Origin of the sequence: uncultured Tessaracoccus sp. (assembly GCF_947286155.1) — a bacterium.
Lineage (GTDB): Bacteria > Actinomycetota > Actinomycetes > Propionibacteriales > Propionibacteriaceae > Arachnia.
On the sequence record NZ_CAMYPD010000008.1, the window covers coordinates 57,778 to 74,881 of the forward strand.

General features: G+C 61.8%; 13 protein-coding genes. 2 read left to right on the forward strand and 11 right to left on the reverse strand.

Translation table 11 applies throughout. The annotated features are described in order from the left end of the window. Positions 1–42: 42 nt before the first annotated feature. The 5 genes from Q0X68_RS03500 to Q0X68_RS03520 form a co-directional block, all read right to left on the reverse strand. Positions 43–1,245: a ubiquitin-like domain-containing protein gene (locus tag Q0X68_RS03500; RefSeq protein ID WP_297747631.1), complete on the reverse strand. Its 1,203-nt coding sequence runs from the start codon at positions 1,243–1,245 to the stop codon at positions 43–45. Between the two features lie 33 nt (positions 1,246–1,278). Next, positions 1,279–2,502: a septal ring lytic transglycosylase RlpA family protein gene (locus Q0X68_RS03505; RefSeq protein ID WP_297747634.1), complete on the reverse strand. Its 1,224-nt coding sequence runs from the start codon at positions 2,500–2,502 to the stop codon at positions 1,279–1,281. A gap of 94 nt (positions 2,503–2,596) precedes the next feature. Continuing rightward, complete coding sequence (locus Q0X68_RS03510; RefSeq protein WP_297747637.1) at positions 2,597–4,753, reverse strand: cation-translocating P-type ATPase; 2,157 nt, start codon at positions 4,751–4,753, stop codon at positions 2,597–2,599. A 179-nt stretch (positions 4,754–4,932) separates the two neighbouring features. Beyond that, on the reverse strand, positions 4,933–5,142 hold the full coding sequence (locus tag Q0X68_RS03515) for a heavy-metal-associated domain-containing protein (RefSeq protein ID WP_297747640.1): 210 nt from the start codon (positions 5,140–5,142) through the stop codon (positions 4,933–4,935). Positions 5,143–5,159: 17 nt separating this feature from the next. Further along, the gene (locus Q0X68_RS03520) at positions 5,160–5,444 is read right to left on the reverse strand and encodes a metal-sensitive transcriptional regulator (protein WP_297747643.1); all 285 of its coding nucleotides are present in this window, start codon (positions 5,442–5,444) and stop codon (positions 5,160–5,162) included. A gap of 525 nt (positions 5,445–5,969) precedes the next feature. On the opposite strand from Q0X68_RS03520, the gene dnaB reads away from it, so the two are divergent. Both dnaB and Q0X68_RS03530 read left to right on the forward strand, forming a co-directional pair. Then, entirely contained in the window at positions 5,970–7,313 is a 1,344-nt protein-coding gene (gene dnaB / locus Q0X68_RS03525; protein ID WP_297747646.1) for a replicative DNA helicase, read from the forward strand. A 362-nt stretch (positions 7,314–7,675) separates the two neighbouring features. Next, a complete protein-coding gene (locus Q0X68_RS03530; RefSeq protein WP_297747650.1) occupies positions 7,676–8,344 on the forward strand; it encodes an HD domain-containing protein in 669 nt (222 codons plus the stop codon). A 179-nt stretch (positions 8,345–8,523) separates the two neighbouring features. Here the strand turns inward: Q0X68_RS03530 and Q0X68_RS03535 are convergent, their stop codons facing one another. The 6 genes from Q0X68_RS03535 to Q0X68_RS03560 all read right to left on the reverse strand — a co-directional run bounded on the left by Q0X68_RS03535 (position 8,524) and on the right by Q0X68_RS03560 (position 16,209). After that, positions 8,524–8,964: an RpiB/LacA/LacB family sugar-phosphate isomerase gene (locus tag Q0X68_RS03535; protein ID WP_297747653.1), complete on the reverse strand. Its 441-nt coding sequence runs from the start codon at positions 8,962–8,964 to the stop codon at positions 8,524–8,526. A 33-nt stretch (positions 8,965–8,997) separates the two neighbouring features. Next, the gene (locus Q0X68_RS03540) at positions 8,998–10,311 is read right to left on the reverse strand and encodes a chromate transporter (protein ID WP_297747655.1); all 1,314 of its coding nucleotides are present in this window, start codon (positions 10,309–10,311) and stop codon (positions 8,998–9,000) included. Next, complete coding sequence (locus Q0X68_RS03545) at positions 10,308–11,558, reverse strand: anaerobic sulfatase maturase (RefSeq protein WP_297747658.1); 1,251 nt, start codon at positions 11,556–11,558, stop codon at positions 10,308–10,310. Before Q0X68_RS03545 ends, Q0X68_RS03540 begins: the two co-directional genes overlap by 4 nt. A gap of 68 nt (positions 11,559–11,626) precedes the next feature. Continuing rightward, the gene (locus tag Q0X68_RS03550; protein ID WP_297747661.1) at positions 11,627–13,168 is read right to left on the reverse strand and encodes a sulfatase-like hydrolase/transferase; all 1,542 of its coding nucleotides are present in this window, start codon (positions 13,166–13,168) and stop codon (positions 11,627–11,629) included. 79 nt (positions 13,169–13,247) lie between these two features. Further along, positions 13,248–14,678, reverse strand: coding sequence for an SLC13 family permease (locus Q0X68_RS03555; RefSeq protein ID WP_297747664.1), 1,431 nt, complete (start codon positions 14,676–14,678; stop codon positions 13,248–13,250). 130 nt (positions 14,679–14,808) lie between these two features. After that, a complete protein-coding gene (locus Q0X68_RS03560; protein ID WP_297747667.1) occupies positions 14,809–16,209 on the reverse strand; it encodes a Tm-1-like ATP-binding domain-containing protein in 1,401 nt (466 codons plus the stop codon). Between the last annotated feature and the right edge of the window lie 895 nt (positions 16,210–17,104).

Sequence of the window (17,104 nt, forward strand, 5' to 3'; positions counted from 1 at the left end):
GCACCCATCTTCGCATCTGGCGCGAACGCTGGCTGCACGCGCTCAGTACCAGCGATTAGCGCGCCAGAACTTGTACGCGCCGGCGTACCCGCCGTAGCGCTTATTGACGTAGTTGTACTGCCAGCGCAGTGCGACGACGGGGTCATTCCAGTTGGGCCCCAGCTTGGAGCAGGGGTAGGCCTGCGCGAGTCCGCACGCCCCGCTCGAGGGGTTCTTGGCGTTCGGGTTCCAGCTGGATTCCTTGGAGACGATGTAGTCGACGTACTGCCACTGGCTTTCCGGGATTCCAGCCGCGCGCATCCAGTCGTACTTCGTACCGGTGCGCTTCCCGGTGGTGGCGAGGAGATCGTCGGGCTTGGCGGTAGGCGTCTTGGGATCGGGTGTTGGCGTAGGGGTGGTTGCAGGTGAGGGTTTCTTGGTGCCGACGGTGGTGACCTGCGTAACAGGCTGCTTCACCACTTCCTCAGAATGCTTCTTCGACGACACCTTCTTGCCGTCGTGATACACGTCGCGGTACGTCTCACGCTTGAGCCCGTCGACGCCCTCGGTGGTGACCTTCTCCTCACCTTGCAGGAGCTCGTCGGACTTCTTCTTCGTCTTCTCGAACGGCACCGTGACGTCCTTCGTCGACGACTTCACCTCAACGTCGGTGAATTCGACGCGCATCCCGTCGGTCAGGAGGTCTGCCGCAGGCTGGCTGAGGATGTCGTCGTCATCGGGGGTGATGCCCTTACTGGCGAGGAGTTCTTCCACCGTCCCGGCGAACCGCACTGGAGTCTCCTTGCCTGCCGAGACCAGCGTCACGTCCTTCGCCGTCACGACGTCGACGCTCAACCCGTCGCGTCCAATCGCGGCAGACCGCGACACCGACACCGCCGAGTCCGGCTCGTCCAGGCGCAGGAAACCCAGCGCTTCCTCCACTGAGCGCGCCGTAGTCCAAATCTTGCGGCTCTCACCGTCGAGGGTGAGCGTGAGCGGGCGCCCGTAACGAACGTCGATGGCAAGCCCGTCAGTCACACGCGCGTCCTCGGTGGGCAGCACGGCGTCGTGGGCGCCGAGCGTGATGCCCTCGGCGGCCAGCACGTCGCCGACGGTGGCTTCGCTCGTCGCGAGCACCTTGGCCTGGCCGTCGACGCGCAGGGTGACGTCGCGCTGCTGCGACGAGGACGCCGCAGCCATACCTCCGACGAGCGCCAGCGCCGTGGCAGCGGCGGCGGTCGGGATCAGGATTTGGCTCTTCTTCATCGTGACTCTCACTCGCGCATGGAGGGCGCAGCGTCAGCCTACAACCTGCCACGTGACGGTGACCACGCCGGACTTGACGCCACCGATGGCCTTCATGGCTGCGGTGGAGAGGTCGAGGCAGCGTCCGGCGATGTAGGGGCCGCGATCGTTGATGCGCACCACGGTGGAGCGCCCGTTAGCCTTGTTCGTCACCTTCACGCGGGTGCCGAAGGGCAGCGACTTGTGCGCTGCAGTGAAGTCGTGGGTGTTGAACCGCTCGCCGCTGGCCGTGGGCTGCGGGTCCCAGTAGTACGACGCCTTGCACTGGTTGCCGACCGCCGGCGTGAGGTTCTCGCCACCGCCATTGTTGTTCTTGCCGCCGGACTTGGTGTTGCCCTTGCTATCGGACTTGTTGTCGCTCTTGCTGGCAGCACTCGGCGCAGGTGCTTCCTTCGTGCCGACGGTGGTGACCTCGTCGACGGCGTTCTTCAGCACCTTCTCCGAATGCTTCTTCGACGACACCTTCTTGCCGTCGTGGTACACGTCGCGGTAGGTCTCACGCTTGAGCCCATCGACGCCCTTCGTGGTGACCTTCTCTTCACCCTTCGGGAGTTTGTCGGACTTCTTCTTCGTCTTCTCGAACGGCACCTTGACGTCCTTCGTCGACGACTTCACCTCAACGTCGGTGAACTGGATGGTCATCCCGTCGGCGAGAGCGGCGGTCAGCGCGGGCTTGACGATGTCGTCGCCGTCAGGCTCGATGCCGGCATTCGTGAGCACATCCTCGACGGTGCCTGCCAGACGCACCGGGGTCTCCTTGCCTGCCGAGACGAGCTTCACATCCTTCGCCGTGATGACGTCGACGCTCAGCCCTTCGCGACCGATGGCTGCGGAGCGCGACGTGGAGACGAGCGAGTCTTTCTCGTCGAGGTCGAGGTAGCCGAGCGCTTCCTCCACCGAGCGCGCGGTGGTCCACACCTTGCGGGTCTTCCCGTCGACGCTCACCTCGAATGGGCGACCGTAGTTCACCGCGACGGCGAGCCCGTCGGTGACCTTCGTGTCCGGCGAGGGCAGTACGACGTCGTGAGCGCCGACCTTGAGACCCTGCGCTTCCAGCACATCTGCGACGGTGCCTGCCTTCGCTTCGACGGCCTGGGGTTGGCCGTCGACGGTGAGCGTCACGTCGTAGGTGCGAAACGCCGTAGCTGCTGCGACGCCGCCCACGAGCGCGAGGGCGGTGACGCCGGAGACCACGGGGATCAGAATCTTCTTCTTCATTCGGTGCACTCTCAATAGTTTCGGATACTCATGCTTGAGACGAGAACATGGTACGGCCTCACTGAGAGAAACCAAAATGTTTTCTGAGAAACGCTCAGGTTCTGTGGAAAAACTTGAGCGTGAGGGAGTTCAGCACCACGAACACGGAGCTGAACGCCATGGCCGCCCCGGCGATCATCGGGGTGAGGAAACCGAACGCGGCCAGCGGAATCGCGGCGGTGTTGTACCCAAACGCCCACACCAGGTTGGAGCGGATCTTGCGCAGCGTGGCGCGAGAGAGCCGGATCGCGTCGACGGCGGCCCGCAGGTCGTGGCGCATGAGGGTAATGTCGCCGGCGGCGATGGCCGCGTCGGTGCCCGAACCCATCGCGATGCCGAGGTCTGCCTGCGCGAGCGCGGCGGCGTCGTTCACACCGTCGCCCACCATGGCCACCTGTTGCCCGGAGCGCTGGAACTCCTTCACGGCCTCCACCTTGCCCTCTGGCGTGACGCCGGCGCGGACCTCGTCGATGCCGACGGCCCTCGCCACCGCCTGCGCGGATGCCTCGTTGTCGCCAGTGAGTAGCACCGGCGTGAGCCCGAGCTGTCGGAGTTCGGCGACGACGTCGGCGGCGTCGGGCTTCACGGTGTCGGCGACGACGATGCGCCCCAGCACTCGTTCCCGCTCGGCCACCCACACCTCGGAGCCGACGGCGTTGGACGCGCGCTCAGGCGTGGCGAGCCCGAGTTCCGCGAGCAGCGCCGCGCTTCCCGCCCAGGTCTCCACGCCGTCGACGAATCCACGCACGCCTCGACCGGGGAGGTTCTCGAAGTCGGTGAGTTCGCCCGTCGCCTCCGCCATCAGCGCACGGGCGATCGGGTGTTCGGAGGCGGATTCGACGGTAGCCACCGCGCGCAGTAACTCCTCGGGCGAGACGCTGTCGACGGGCTCCACGCTGCTCACCGACATGGCGCCGGTGGTCAGTGTGCCGGTCTTATCGAGGCAGATGGTGCGCACGTTGCGCGCCTGCTCCAGCACCTGCGGGCCGCGGATCACCACGCCCAGCTCCGCGCCGCGACCGGTGCCCACCATGAGCGCCGACGGCGTGGCCAGCCCAAGCGCGCACGGGCAGGCGATGATGAGCACCGCGATGCCCGCAGACAGCGCGACGGTGAAGCCGGAACCGAGGAGGAGATGCGCGACGAAGGCGACGACCGCGACGGCAATCACGGCGGGCACGAAGATTTCGGTGACCTTGTCCGCCAGCCGCTGCACCTTGGCCTTGCCCGCCTGCGCCTGCTCGACGAGACGCGCCATGTGCGCGAGCTGCGAGTCTTCACCCACCGCCGTGGCGCGCACGACGAGGCGCCCGGTGGTGTTCACCGCTCCCCCGACGACGCCGCTGCCCGGCTCAACTTCGACGGGGAGCGACTCGCCGGTCAGGATGGATTGGTCGACGGCGGAGCGCCCGTCGGTGACCACACCGTCGGCGGCGATCTTCTCACCAGGGCGCACGACGAACTCGTCACCGACGCGCAACAGCCGCACGTCGATATCCTGCTCGACACCGTCTGCGAGCCGCCTCGCCCGCTTGGCGCCCACTTCGAGCAGCGCGCGCATGGCCTTGCCAGACTCGCGTTTGGCCTTGGCTTCGATGAACCTTCCGAAGAGCAGGAACGCGATGATCGCCACCGCCGCTTCGAAGTAGACGAACCCCATCGCGTCCTGGCGGGTCAGGGCGAACTCGAAGCGGTGCACCACACCGATGTGGCCGGCATGGCCGAAGAACATGGTGAAGTACGACCACGCCATCGCCGTGAGCGTGCCCACGGTGACGAGCGTGTCCATAGTGGTGGAGCCGTGCCGGAGATTCGTCCAGGTGGCCTTGTGGAAGCCGCGTCCGCACCAGAACACGACGATGGTGGAGAGCACCATCGCCACCCACTGCCAGGCTGGGAATTGCAGCGCGGGAACCATGGATACGACGATCACCGGCACCGCCAGCGCCATGGCCAGCAGCATCCGGGGGCGCAGCGCGTCGGCCTCGTCCTGGGCAGGCGCATCCGGCTGCGGCACCGTCGCGCCGTATCCGGCTTTCTCCACGACGCCGATGAGCTGCTCCAGCGTGACGTCGTCGGGAGCTTCGACGGTGGCCCGCTCCGTCGCGTAATTCACCGCCGCTTGCACGCCGTCGACCTTGTTGAGCTTCTTCTCAATCCGGGCGGCGCACGACGCGCACGTCATGCCTTGAATATCCAGCTGCGTAATCAAGAGTTCCTTCGTTTCTGCTTCAGTGGGCCCGGTGGTTGAGTAGCGCCGGCGGCCGCCCCACCCGACCGTCGAGTAGGGCCGAAGGCCCGTATCGAGACGCAGTGCAGGGGGGGGTTCGATACGCCCGCTGCGCGGGCTACTCAACCAGCGGTCCGAGGAGACGCCGGTAACAGGCTCGCTCAGGCCTCGACTACCGTGTAGTCGCCCGCTTCCTGGACGGCCTCGAGGATGGCGTCGAACGGGATCCGCTCGTCGGAAGCGACGACCATCTGACCTCCGTCGAGTTGCACGCTGACGCCATTGACGCCGTCGATACCTTGAACTTCCTCGGTGACGTGGTTGACGCAGTTCTGGCAGGTCATGCCAGTGACGGTGTACTTCGTTTCCATGGGTGTTCCTTCGCTTCTCATTTCGCCATGCGGCGGATTGCCGCGGTGGCTTCTGCAATTTTTTCGTCGGCTTCCTGCCCGCCGTGCTGAATCGCGTGGGCGACGCAGTGGCCGAGGTGGTCTTCCAACAATCCCAGCGCGACGGCTTGAAGCGCCGATTGGACTGCGGAGATCTGCGTGAGGATGTCGATGCAGTACTGATCTTCATCCACCATGCGCGCGATGCCGCGCGCCTGGCCCTCGATCAGCTTCAGCCGCCGCAAGTAACGTTCCTTCTGCGCGGTATAGCCGTGTGTCGTCATCGTATCCTCCACCCGCGACAATACCCCCGCGGGGTATGAATTTCAATGCCGAGCGTGGAGAACCCGTGCACTACTCGCCACTTATCCACAGTCAATGTGGATAAGTCCGTATTTTTCAGTGAAACCCCAGGTCGCAAACGGTTAACAGCCCAGGCTCACCCGGCCACCGCAAGGAGTATCGTCGGGTTGCCATGCCGCGAGAAACACGGCATAACCCCTTGCCAGAGAGACATAAACGCAATTCGGCGACGTGCATCCGAGCCGCTACGACGACACGCCCGAAATTTGACAGAAGGTTACGAGCATGCGTGGGGGTGCGATGTGGAGAAGTCGGCAGATTCCGTGTATATAACGATTGTGTAACGGGATTTCCGTGCGGGAAATGCTTCTCTCCACAAGTGTTAGGCGTGGGAATCAAACTTGTCCACAAGTTATCCACAGATTTTCCCCAACGTTGCGCACAGCAACTTGCGGCGTGGTTTCACGGCGTGGCCTACCCTGAGGCAAGGAGATGAGGAGGCAGCGGTGTCGGAAGACGTCTACGGCCAGAATCCGCCGCAGGATTTGGAGGCGGAGCAGAGCGTGCTGGGCGCCATGCTGATGAGCAAGGACGCGATCGCCGACGTGGTCGAGGTGGTGCGCGGCGGCGACTTCTACCGTCCCAATCACGAGATCATCTTCGACGCGGTCGTCAACCTGTTTGGCCGAGGCGAGCCCGCAGATACGGTCACCGTCGCAGGCGAACTCGGCAAGATGGGCGAGCTGCAGAAGATCGGTGGGCCGGTGTACCTGCACGACCTCCTCGCCTCCGTCTCCATCGCCGCCAATGCCATCTACTACGCCGAAATTGTTCGCGACAAGGCCATTCTTCGTCGCTTGGTGGAAGCGTCCATGCGCATCGCGCAACTCGGATACCGCGGCCAAGGTGAGGTGGACGACATCGTCGACGAGGCGCAGCAGACCCTCTACGAGGTCACCGACCGGCGCGCGTCCGAGGACTACCGCAGCCTCGCCGAACTCATGGAGCCCACCTTCGATGAGCTCGAAGACATCCAGTCCTCCAGCGATTCCCTCTCCGGAGTCCCGACGGGCTTCGTCGAGCTCGACCGGCTCACCAACGGCCTCCACCCAGGCCAGATGGTGATCGTCGCCGCGCGCCCCGGCGTCGGTAAATCCACGTTCGCACTCGACGTGTGCCGCGCGGCCGCCATCCACAACAACCTCACGACGGCGTTCTTCTCGCTCGAAATGAGCCGCACGGAGATCGTGATGAAGGTGCTCTCCGCCGAGGCGTCGGTGCATCTCGGCCGACTCCGCGGCTCCAGCAAGATGGACGAAAACGATTGGCAGCGCGTCACTGACAAGGGCGTCATGCTGTCTGACAAGCCATTCTTCATCGACGACTCCCCCAACCTGACGATGATGGAAATCCGCGCGAAGGCTCGTCGGCTCAAACAGCGCAACGATCTGCAGCTCATCGTCGTCGACTACATCCAGCTCATGACGTCGGGCAAGAAGGTGGAGTCGCGCCAGCTCGAAGTCTCGGAGTTTTCGCGCCAGATCAAGCTGCTCGCGAAGGAGCTCGAGATCCCCGTCATCGCACTGTCTCAGCTGTCGCGAAACACGGAGCAGCGTAAAGACGGGGTGCCGCAGCTGTCCGATCTGCGCGAATCCGGCTCGCTCGAGCAGGACGCCGACATCGTCATCATGCTGCACCGCCCAGAGCTGTACACACAGAACCCCACCGACGAGGAACGCGGCCAGGCGTTCTTCCACGTGCTCAAACACCGCAACGGCGAGACCGGCCGCATCGACGCCCTCTTCCAGGGCCACTACTCACGGTTCACCAACCCACCGATCGGCGCGTGACCCGGCGCCGCGTCTCGGGATTTCGATACGCGGGCTACGCCCGCTACTCAATCACCGAGAAGGGCCGACAGCAGCTCAATCATCGAGCCTCCACCACCCCGGCGGTTGAGTAGCCCGCGCAGCAGGCGTGTCGAACCCCGCACCTCTTAGGTGGCAGATTCTGGCCCATGTTTGGGCGCAAATCTGCCACCTAAGTGTAGTTGGTCATGACGTTATCGACGCCGCTGTTGATGCGTGCAACCTGCTCGCTGTGGGATTCTCGCGCTCACGCCAGTCCGCGACGAGAACGGGGCGAGCCGCGAGAGCGGGCGGCCTCCATATACTCTCTGGCCCAGTTTATGAACCCGTGCGATAATAAGACGATGATCAACGAGCTGCCCGGAGACTTTCCCATTCCAGCGACCGGTCCGATTGACGCTACTCCTATTGCCGTGGTGAGTCCCGTTCGCCACGATTTGGACTGGTTGTGGCGCGCGGTGACCCCCGAGCTCCGTGCGCGAATGAATGACGTCCACATACCCATCTGTATGGCCTACGCCGAGCGCCTCTGCGCCGCGTATCCGGAAGCCGATGACGAGGTGGTCAGAGTGGCGATTCTCCTCCACGACACGGGCTGGGCGCGTGTGGACCAGGATCGGATTCTCTCCGAAGCATTCAGTCAGGGTGGTATGCAGTCAGCCATCCGGTACCAGCACGAGTTGGAGAGTTGCACTATCGCCCGCGAGGTTCTCCCGCGGGGAGGATACGGACAGGAGTTCATAGAAGAGGTCACTGGCATCATCGAAGGGCACGACACCCGTGCAGAGCCGCGATCATTGGAGGACGCGTTGGTCAAGGACGCCGACCGACTGTGGCGTTTCGATCGTGTGGGAACAGCGATCGGTGCAATGTGGTTCGGTATAACGCCGTCCGAATATGTTGATCGACTTCAGGATGAGCTCCCGTTACTGAATACCGAGGCTGGCTTGATGATGGGCCGAGCGGACCTCGACCGCACGAAGGCGCTATACCTCACAGATGTCATCTGCTAGCAATACTGCTTGGCCACCGGGCTAGGGTTCCACCAGAGCGGGGATGCGCTGGGCCCACATTGTCGCCCTGAGTTCGAAGATGTACTTCGATCCTGCTCGCGCTCTGACTCACTGCCACGAGGTTGCACAGACTGCTAGGGACTCGATAGGAGCAGGATGGTGTCGAACCATCGATCCGGTCAGCAGCCGGTGTTCTCGTACTCGGTGATGCGGCCCACCTTCGGGCCGGAGCGGCCCTCCGGATCAAAGGTGCCGGACAGGTACTCGCGCAGGTAGACCTTGGCGGTCTCGATGCCCACCACCTGCTCACCCATCGCCAAGATGTTCGCGTTGTTGCTGAGGGAGGCGCGCTGCGCCTGGTAGACGTCTGCCACGCACGCGCAGTAGGCGCCCTTGACCTTGTTCGCGGCGATCGAGACACCGATGCCGGTACCGCACACGAGAATCCCACGGTCGGCTTTCCCTGCGGCCACATCAATGGCAACCGCCATCGCGACGTTCGCGTAGATCGGGTCGTCCGAGGGATAGTCGACCACCTCGTGACCGAGCTTCTCCGCTTCCGCGATGAGAGCCTCCTTCATGCGGAAAGCATTGGGGTCGCATCCGAATGCGAGCTTCATGGTTCATCCTTTCGTCGAATTGAGTTTCATCTTCTAGGTTCTGCTAAGTAGTTCGATAATGAGAAGGGAGACCGCTCCCGCGGTAAGGAGCATCACGAGATCCGGTACGACTTTCCTCAGGTGTAAGCACGTCATCACTGCGATAGCGACAACAGCCACGATTAGCATGACGGGTGGTGCTATCCCGGCCCTTCGACCCACTTCGGTGGAGACCTCGAGCATGGTGGCGGATACAGACACCAAAAGACCGCATATTACGGGAAGGATGTATCGGCCGATACCGACGACAATGGGGTTGCGTCGCATCGTCACATAAGCGCCGAGTACGGGCATCGCCAGGGCGCAGCACGCACCCGCTGAGACGATGGTGGCAGCAAGAGCTAGGAGCCAGGAGGCGGCAGGCCCGGTGCTTGCCCCCGTCAGGTATCCGATCCCTGCGGCGACCTTCACAAGGATCGGGCCGGGGAGTGCGTTGGCGATCGGGACGAGTTGGGTGTAGAATGTACCCGCGTCGACGTAGCCAGGTTGCACGAAGTAACCGTCGGCGACCGCGATGTACGCTTCCCCTCCGCCGAAGGATGTGATCGAGGACAGGGCGATCAGAGCGCCGATCCGGAGGCCGTTCGGGTTGAGCATCGCGAAAGTGGCGACCCCGACCAGAGTCACTACAACGAACGCGACGCATGCCCTGAGAGCTGGTTGGAGGGCGGAGGTCGGGGTGGGCTCCGGAATGGGCGAGATGGGGTCCCGCCCCCGGGCGCGAATCGCCGAGAAGAGGGCGATGAGTACGAGGGAACCGAGGATGAGGGTGACCGCATCGATCTGTGGAGGTTTCCATGTCATGTCGTGACCGATGGCACTGGCCAGGACGCGCAGGATCGGCCCGGATCCGGTGAGGATCGCGGCTACGGCGGTGATCACGACGAATAGGAGTAGTTCATTCCCAGCGTTCGCGTGCACTTTCATGATGTAGCCAAGCAGTAGGACCACGATGAAGATGGTGATTCCGACGGAGGCAGAACTTACAACGTGGACGGCATTCGGGCCGAGGAAGTCCGACAGAGCAATGAGAGCAAGAGTCCCCACTACCCCGGGAAGCGCTACCACGAATGCGGCAAGTACCGCCACGATGGGGCCCCCGACGGTGACACCAGCACTGGCTGCAAGCTTGACAGGGAGCGCACCGGGGGTGATGTTGGCAACGATCGTATGCCGGGCGTACTGGGTCTCACGGAGCAGTTTTCGGCGGTCAACAAGCTCGCGCTCGATTATCGGGATCAAGGCACTACCGCCCCCGAATCCGATCGTCCCAACCAACATGAGACTGCGCAGGAGAGTCGAGATCATGGAACCGGGTTCCCCATGATATCGGAGGCGGGCCTACCCTTGGCCAGGAGGTTGGCCATTGCTAGCACCGTGGGAGTTGCGTGAGTGAAGAATCGAAAGTAGCCGGAACATAGGAAGTTCAGGCCGGGCTCGCCTGCCGTGGTCATCGTGAAACGATCTTTGGGGCAGCCACCGTGGCATGCCCAGCGCACGGGGCACTGGAGGCACTGGGTAGGTAGAGCAGTCCGCTTACTGCGTCCGAACTCGCGCTGTGCCGGAAGTTCTAACGCCTCTGGGAAACTCATCTCGCCAATGTTCCCGAGCCTGTAGCCCGGTTCGACGTAGTGGTCGCATGAGTAGATATCCCCGTTGTGTTCCATTGCGATCGCAGTTCCGCACTCGGGTGCCTGGACACACATGGAGTAGTGACCAAAGACGGCCCCGAGCATGACGTCGAAGTCTTGCACAAAGACGGTACCCACATCGCATAGCACCCACTCATCGAAGATCGTGACCAGAAACTCTCCGTACTGTTCAGGTGCGACCGTCCGTGAGCTTACGCCAGTGCCGTTTTGGCGATACAGCACATAGTTCCCGTCCGTAGCCTTCCAGCCGGCCTCTGCCACTTCCTCCTCACCACCGGCAACGCGTTCCACTATTGGAATGAACTGGAGGTGACGGGCCCCCAGATCGTCGCGGAAGTACCGATACACCGTCTGTGGGTGCTCTGCGTTTCTAGAGTTGACGGTGCAGAGGATGTTGGCGTCAACACCATGTCTCTGAAGGACTTCCCATCCACGCACCACTTGGGCGTGGGTGCCGCGTCCAGCCTTGTTCACTCGATAGTCGTCGTGAAGCCAATCGGGTCCATCGATGCTGATGCCCACCAACGCATTCTCCTCGGCGAGGAACTCACCCCACTGGTCGTCCAGCAAGGTTCCGTTGGTTTGGAATGTCTGCTGGACAGTTTGGGTGGGGCGCTTGAGCTCGTTCGCCAGTCTGGCAACTTCCCGGAAGAATCCCAGTCCGCGAAGGGTGGGTTCCCCTCCCTGCCAGCACAGCGATACGAGCCCGTCGGGCTGCGCTTCGAGGAACCGTGTGAGATAAATGGTTAATGCCTCCGAAGTCATGCGTTGCTGACTTGAGTCCCAGAGGGTCTCCTTAGACAGGAAGAAGCAATAGCTGCAATCGAGATTGCACGCTGCACCTGTCGGTTTTGCCACCACGGTGAAGGGACGAGTTGCCTGTCCTCTGTTGTTAGTGAACATTGTGTCTCCTCGGATGCACTGGGGATGGTTGGGTCCGCCCGGATCTCTGACCGGGGCGGACCCACGCGCTAGCCGAGATACCTTGGCACGTCACTGTCAGAGTCGAACGCGATTGCATTGCGAGCGAGCGCTGACATCATCTCGGCGTAAAGCTCCGCGCTACCCGGCTGCCCCCAGAGGTTGTTAAGCTCGTCTGGGTCCGCGATGAGATCGAATAGTTCACCGAACTCTTCGTTCCCGTAGAGCGTCATCCGACCCCGACTGGTTACGACGGTTCGCATGCGAATCGGCGCCTCCAGGCCGTCCATCCGGTAGGGCAGCTCCTCCTCGATGTAGGCGCTGTCACGAACGGTGGTGTTCGGATCACCCACTCCACTCAGCAGCGAGATACCCTGCTGGCCCGTGATCGTTCCAAGTCCTGCCAACTCCAGTACGGTCGCACCGATGTCCATCGTCATCGCATAGCCGTTGTTCACTGTGTTGTCGCGGCCAGGCACCATCACCACCAGCGGAACACGTATCATCGCGTCGTAGTGCATGCAGTGCTTGAGCATGAGTCCGTGGTCACCGAACATGTCCCCGTGGTCGGACGTGAAGATGACTGCAGTGTCGTCGGCAAGGCCCAGATCGCGCACTGACTCGAGGATCTCTCCGACTGCATCGTCAATCATCTCGATCTGCCCGTACTGTGCTGCCATAGCGGCGCGGTATTGGGCCTCACTGGGCGCGAAACCGAGATACGGATCGCGGTGATCGCCCTTCGCCGCCTTCATCGATCGAATGTGCGGAGGTGCGTTCTCAACGGGGTCGTCGAATGTGGCAGGGAGCGGCATGTCCGCGGGTTCATACCGGTTCCAGTACTTGCCCGGAGGAGTGAATGGATGGTGTGGGTCCGGGAACGAGCAGGTAAGGAAGAACGGCCTGTCTCCGTCGGCGAACTTCTGGAGGGCCTCGATCGTCTTTTCCTTCACGAACGTGGTCGGGTACAGCTCGACCGGCACGGCCGGTTTGTACACTGTGCTTGGCCAGTCCGGAGAGACTTCTTCTGCGTGTTGCACTCCCGCTACGTCTGCCCAATCGACGCCCTTCTCTTTCAGCCACCAGTAGTAGTGGCCCTGGACGAAGTCACCGTGCTGGAGCGTCATATCGGCCCCGCCCCAGCCGTAATAGTCGCTGTAGTCGACCTTCTCCTCCCTGCTCCGTGCCGCGAACTCCTTCGTGTAGTCCTCACCATCTTTGCCGGTGTCTGGGAAAAACTCGCCTGTGCCCGTCTCGAGAACCTTGTCCCCGGGGCCGATGCCGTAGGGCTGGAGGTGCGACTTACCCACGAGATGGGTTTCGTAGCCCGCCTCAGTAAGAGCCTTGGTCACGGTGGGGGTGTCCCACCGCAGGCTCATCCCATTGACACGCAGTCCATGTGCCGAAGGCATTCTCGCTGTGAAGAGGGACGCACGGTTGGGCGCACACGTAGGCACACAAGTGTACGTCTTTGTAAAGTCGGTCCCTTTCTTGGCCAGCTCGTCGATGTTCGGCGTGCTGACGATTGGATCGCCGACGTATCCAAGGTGATCACGTCGCAACTGATCGCAGATGATCAACAGGACGTTCATCCGCTTCTGCTCGGCTGGTGGACTCGTTGACATTGTCACAAGCCATCTTCCTTTCGTTATTGTTCGCACCGTCCGGCTATCAGATGAAGCCGATCAGCATCCAGTAGGGGAGGATTATGGCTGCCATCGACGCAGCAGCGACAGCCATGCGCATGGCCGACCAGGCAATAGCTTTCTTCATGTCGAACATGTTGTAACTGAATAGGATCAGGAACATGACCCACTCGTAGGGAAGGATGATCTGTTCAACCCCCCAGACGAAGGAGAGGGCGGCGCCTGGAGTGCTGAGGCCCAATGCGTTGGCCAATTCAATGATTGTTACTCCGAAGGCGGTGATGCCTGCCAGCGGGGTCATGAGAAAGTTGACGATGATCGCGAATGCCATGACGAGGAGGAGGAAAACATAGTTGTTCGCCCCCCCAAGCATGGGGAGCATCGCATTCGTCACGAGCTGCGGGAGCCCGAGGTGGGTTGCCACCGCTCCGATCGACATGGTCTGCGCTACGAAGAACACCATCATGTAATTGACCTCTTTGAGGTCATTCTCGGTGGCAATGCCTATGCCTGGAATGAAGCACGCCACAACAGCTGCCATGAAGAGCCATCCGGCCGCGACATCCGTGAATACGAGTGCGAGGACAAGCGCGCCGAGGACCATCAGAAATTTGATCTCCTTGGGTTTAATTTTCCCAAGGTCGGCCAGCTTTCGCTGGAACTCTGCTTTCCCTTCCACCTCGAGGCGTCCTCGGAAGAGAACGAGCGTTGCCGCCACAAGTACGACGGTGAAGAGCGCCGCCGGGATGAACATGACAACCACGTAGCGCAGCCACGAGATGCCTTGCCCAGCGTCAACGAGGAAAGAGTTGATTATGAGGACGTTGTCATTCGCGGACATGAACAACCACGCGCAGGCGATGGAGGCCATGAATCCTCCGAACATGATGCCCGCCGCCTCATTCGAGTTGGGACGAAGCTTGAGTGCACGAATAATCCCCAGGGAAAGCGCCGCGTAGAGAACCACGCGGCCCGTCATCGACGGCACGAGCAGTCCGACCAGGGCGCCTGAGGCCGTCAGTCCGATCACGATCCCGCGGTAGGAACCGCCGGTCACGGAGATGAACCAGAATGCGATCCGGGAGAGCAGGCCTGTCTTCTCGAAGACTACTGAGATCGTGAGGCCACCAAGGCTTATCCAGGGGACCATGGTCGCCCACGGGCTGAACACTATCTCCGGTGATGCCGTGGACGTGAGTACATAGAGGATAGTTAGCGCAGTACCCGAGACATAGACAGGCACGATGCTGAGCGCCCACGCGATGAGTGCGAAGAGTGTCAGAGCGAGGAACCGGCGGATCTCCTCTGTCATCCCGCCACCAACCGGTAACATGAGATAGAGGATGCCTGGAACGCCGATGCTGATCGCCCAGTAGAGGGCAGACCTAATGTCGATTTGTCGTTGTTTTTGCGGCTGTTCGCCGATGCTGCCCTCGGCGGGCACGGAATGGGACATGGGGATTCAATCTCTCTGATTAGATGGGATCTCGCCCGAAAAACGGCGCACGAGGGTAGGGATGATGTGCTGTTGGGGTGGCGGTGGGGGCTCTGGGATAAGCCCCCACCGCCTGCGCTAACCGAGTGGGCTACTCGGCGATCTGGTCCTCGGTGAGGACAGCGTCAGAGGCGCGGTACTGTCCGATCTTCCATTCACCTGCGATCATGTCCCAAATGATGGTGTTGAGGAGATCAGCGAACCCTTCGTCGAGAATGTGGTGGTCCGTAGCGATGAGATCGACCTTGGAATGGTCGAGCAGCCGGTTGAGGTCGCGGAACATGCGTGTTGCACGGCGCGACCATTCGGGGTATTTCTCGTCCGGTTCCCATACGGGGCCGTCGCCGTTTCCCTTCGCCCAGCCACGTTCGCGGGATGCCAATTGCTCGGACTGGTCGTAGGCGGACCAGCCGCGCATCGGAATCACGAACGCGGTGGGCCCCACTGTCTTGTTGAGCCGCTCGGCAATGTATTCGCTGAGTTCGGTGATCTCCTCGAGCGTAGGCACCATGATGGTGACGCCTTCATTGTGGACATACGGCATGTCAGAACCATGGAAGCCGCGGCGCTTCCCTGTCTTGAAGTCCTCGAGGTACTTCGGGTCGAACTGAGCCATCCCGTTGTAGGCGCTCTGGTCGAGACCGCCGGGCGCAACAACCTGTGGGATGCCGATGTCGGATGCGGCGGTCAGCCGGTCTCCTAGCCAGGTCTTCGGGGTCCCGTAGAACGAGTTATACATGTTGTTCGTCAATTCGCCTGGTGTCATGTCGACAACTGCGGTGATGTCTCCGGACCGAATGAGATCTTCCATCGTGGCGCCCACGCCGACTGCATGGAAGGTAGCGCAGTCCCAACCCTTCTCATTGAAAAACTCCGTGATGCGCATCTGCGTGGGGGTGGTAGTCCCGTACGATGTTACGGCAGCGAGGGGCTTTGTGAGACTGTCGTCCTCCTGGACTCCTCCCATGGCGACGACGGCGGCGCAGGCGTTGCTGACAATCCTGTGAGTGACTTTGTTGATTCCCTGTTCCGCTGTCGGCGATGCGATGAAAATGTCCTTGTTTCCGAGCCACATGGAAACATCCGCGGAGGCCATGTCGGTCAGCAGAATTTTCGGAACTCCGAAGGGGAGCGCGCGCATCACGCCCGACACCACGGTCGCACCCACCGACCCAGCCCAGGTGATGATCCCGTCGCATCGACCCGTCTCGTAAAGCTCCAGCACATACTTCGACCCAGCGGTTACCATCGCCTGAATCGCTTCGGCACGTGGCGAGGTAAAGACGTCGGACGCTTGCTCGATTCCGGCATGAGCAAGAACCGTGTCATTCGGGATGTCCGCCCAATCCGGTGATGGTGAGCCGAGCGAGAGGTCAACGATGACTGCTTCCCCGCCGAACGCCTCCACCTGTTGGGCGAGGAACTGAATCTCGTTCCCCTTGGTGTCACACATGCCGGTACAGAGTATGACCGGCTTCTTCTTCTCGTTCATTTATGCACTCCCTTGCTTTTCGTGGTCTTTAGTTGTGGTCGAGAGCGGACTTGTACTCTTGGGTGGCGGCGACGATGGCTTTTTCGATCGGCACCCGCTCCGCTGCGGAACCGCCGATAAAGCCGTGCGCTGAGGTATGGCGAATAACATGTGCCGCCTCCCTCGGCCCCTCAATGGGCCCCCCGTGAGCGAACAGGATGATCTCCGGGTTCACCGCAAGAGCTGCATCGAACATCTCCTGGCTCTTCTCGGTGGCCTCATCGAGCGTGACGCTGGATGAGGCACCACGTATGCCGCCCACCGTGGAACCAAAGTGGGTCGCAATCGCGTGTGCACCAGCTTCCGCCATCTGGCGTGCTTCGTCTGGGTTGAAGGCATAGGCAAGGGCGAACATGTCCTCCTCGACGGCCGCCTCAACGAACTCGACCTCGCGCTTCCAACCAATACCGATTTTGTCCATCTGTGCGACTGTGGCGTCGCCGTAGATCTTGATCATGAATGGGTTGATGCCGGAGATGCCGGCGTCGCGGAGCCTACGTAGGTGGTCCTTGTGCGGAAGGAGTGGATTGAAGGCGCCGGAGAGCGAAAGGAGTGGGGCCGTCTCCACATTCGCCGTGATTTCAGGAGCAAGGTCGAAGATGATCTGGTTGATGTCCGAGTTGGGCATGAGTGCGGCGAGGGAGCCCTGGCCGCGCAAACGCCAATAACTCGTGCCGGACACGACAATCATGTCCGAGCCACCCATCTCTTGCAGCTTCGCGGTCAGCCCCGAGCCGCAGTTTGGTACGAACAGGGGCTTCCCCCGTTCGATCTCGGATCGTAGTCGGTTGATGATTTCCTGGGCAGTGTAGACACTGTCTCTTATACACATCTCCGAGCCCACGAGACGTAGAGG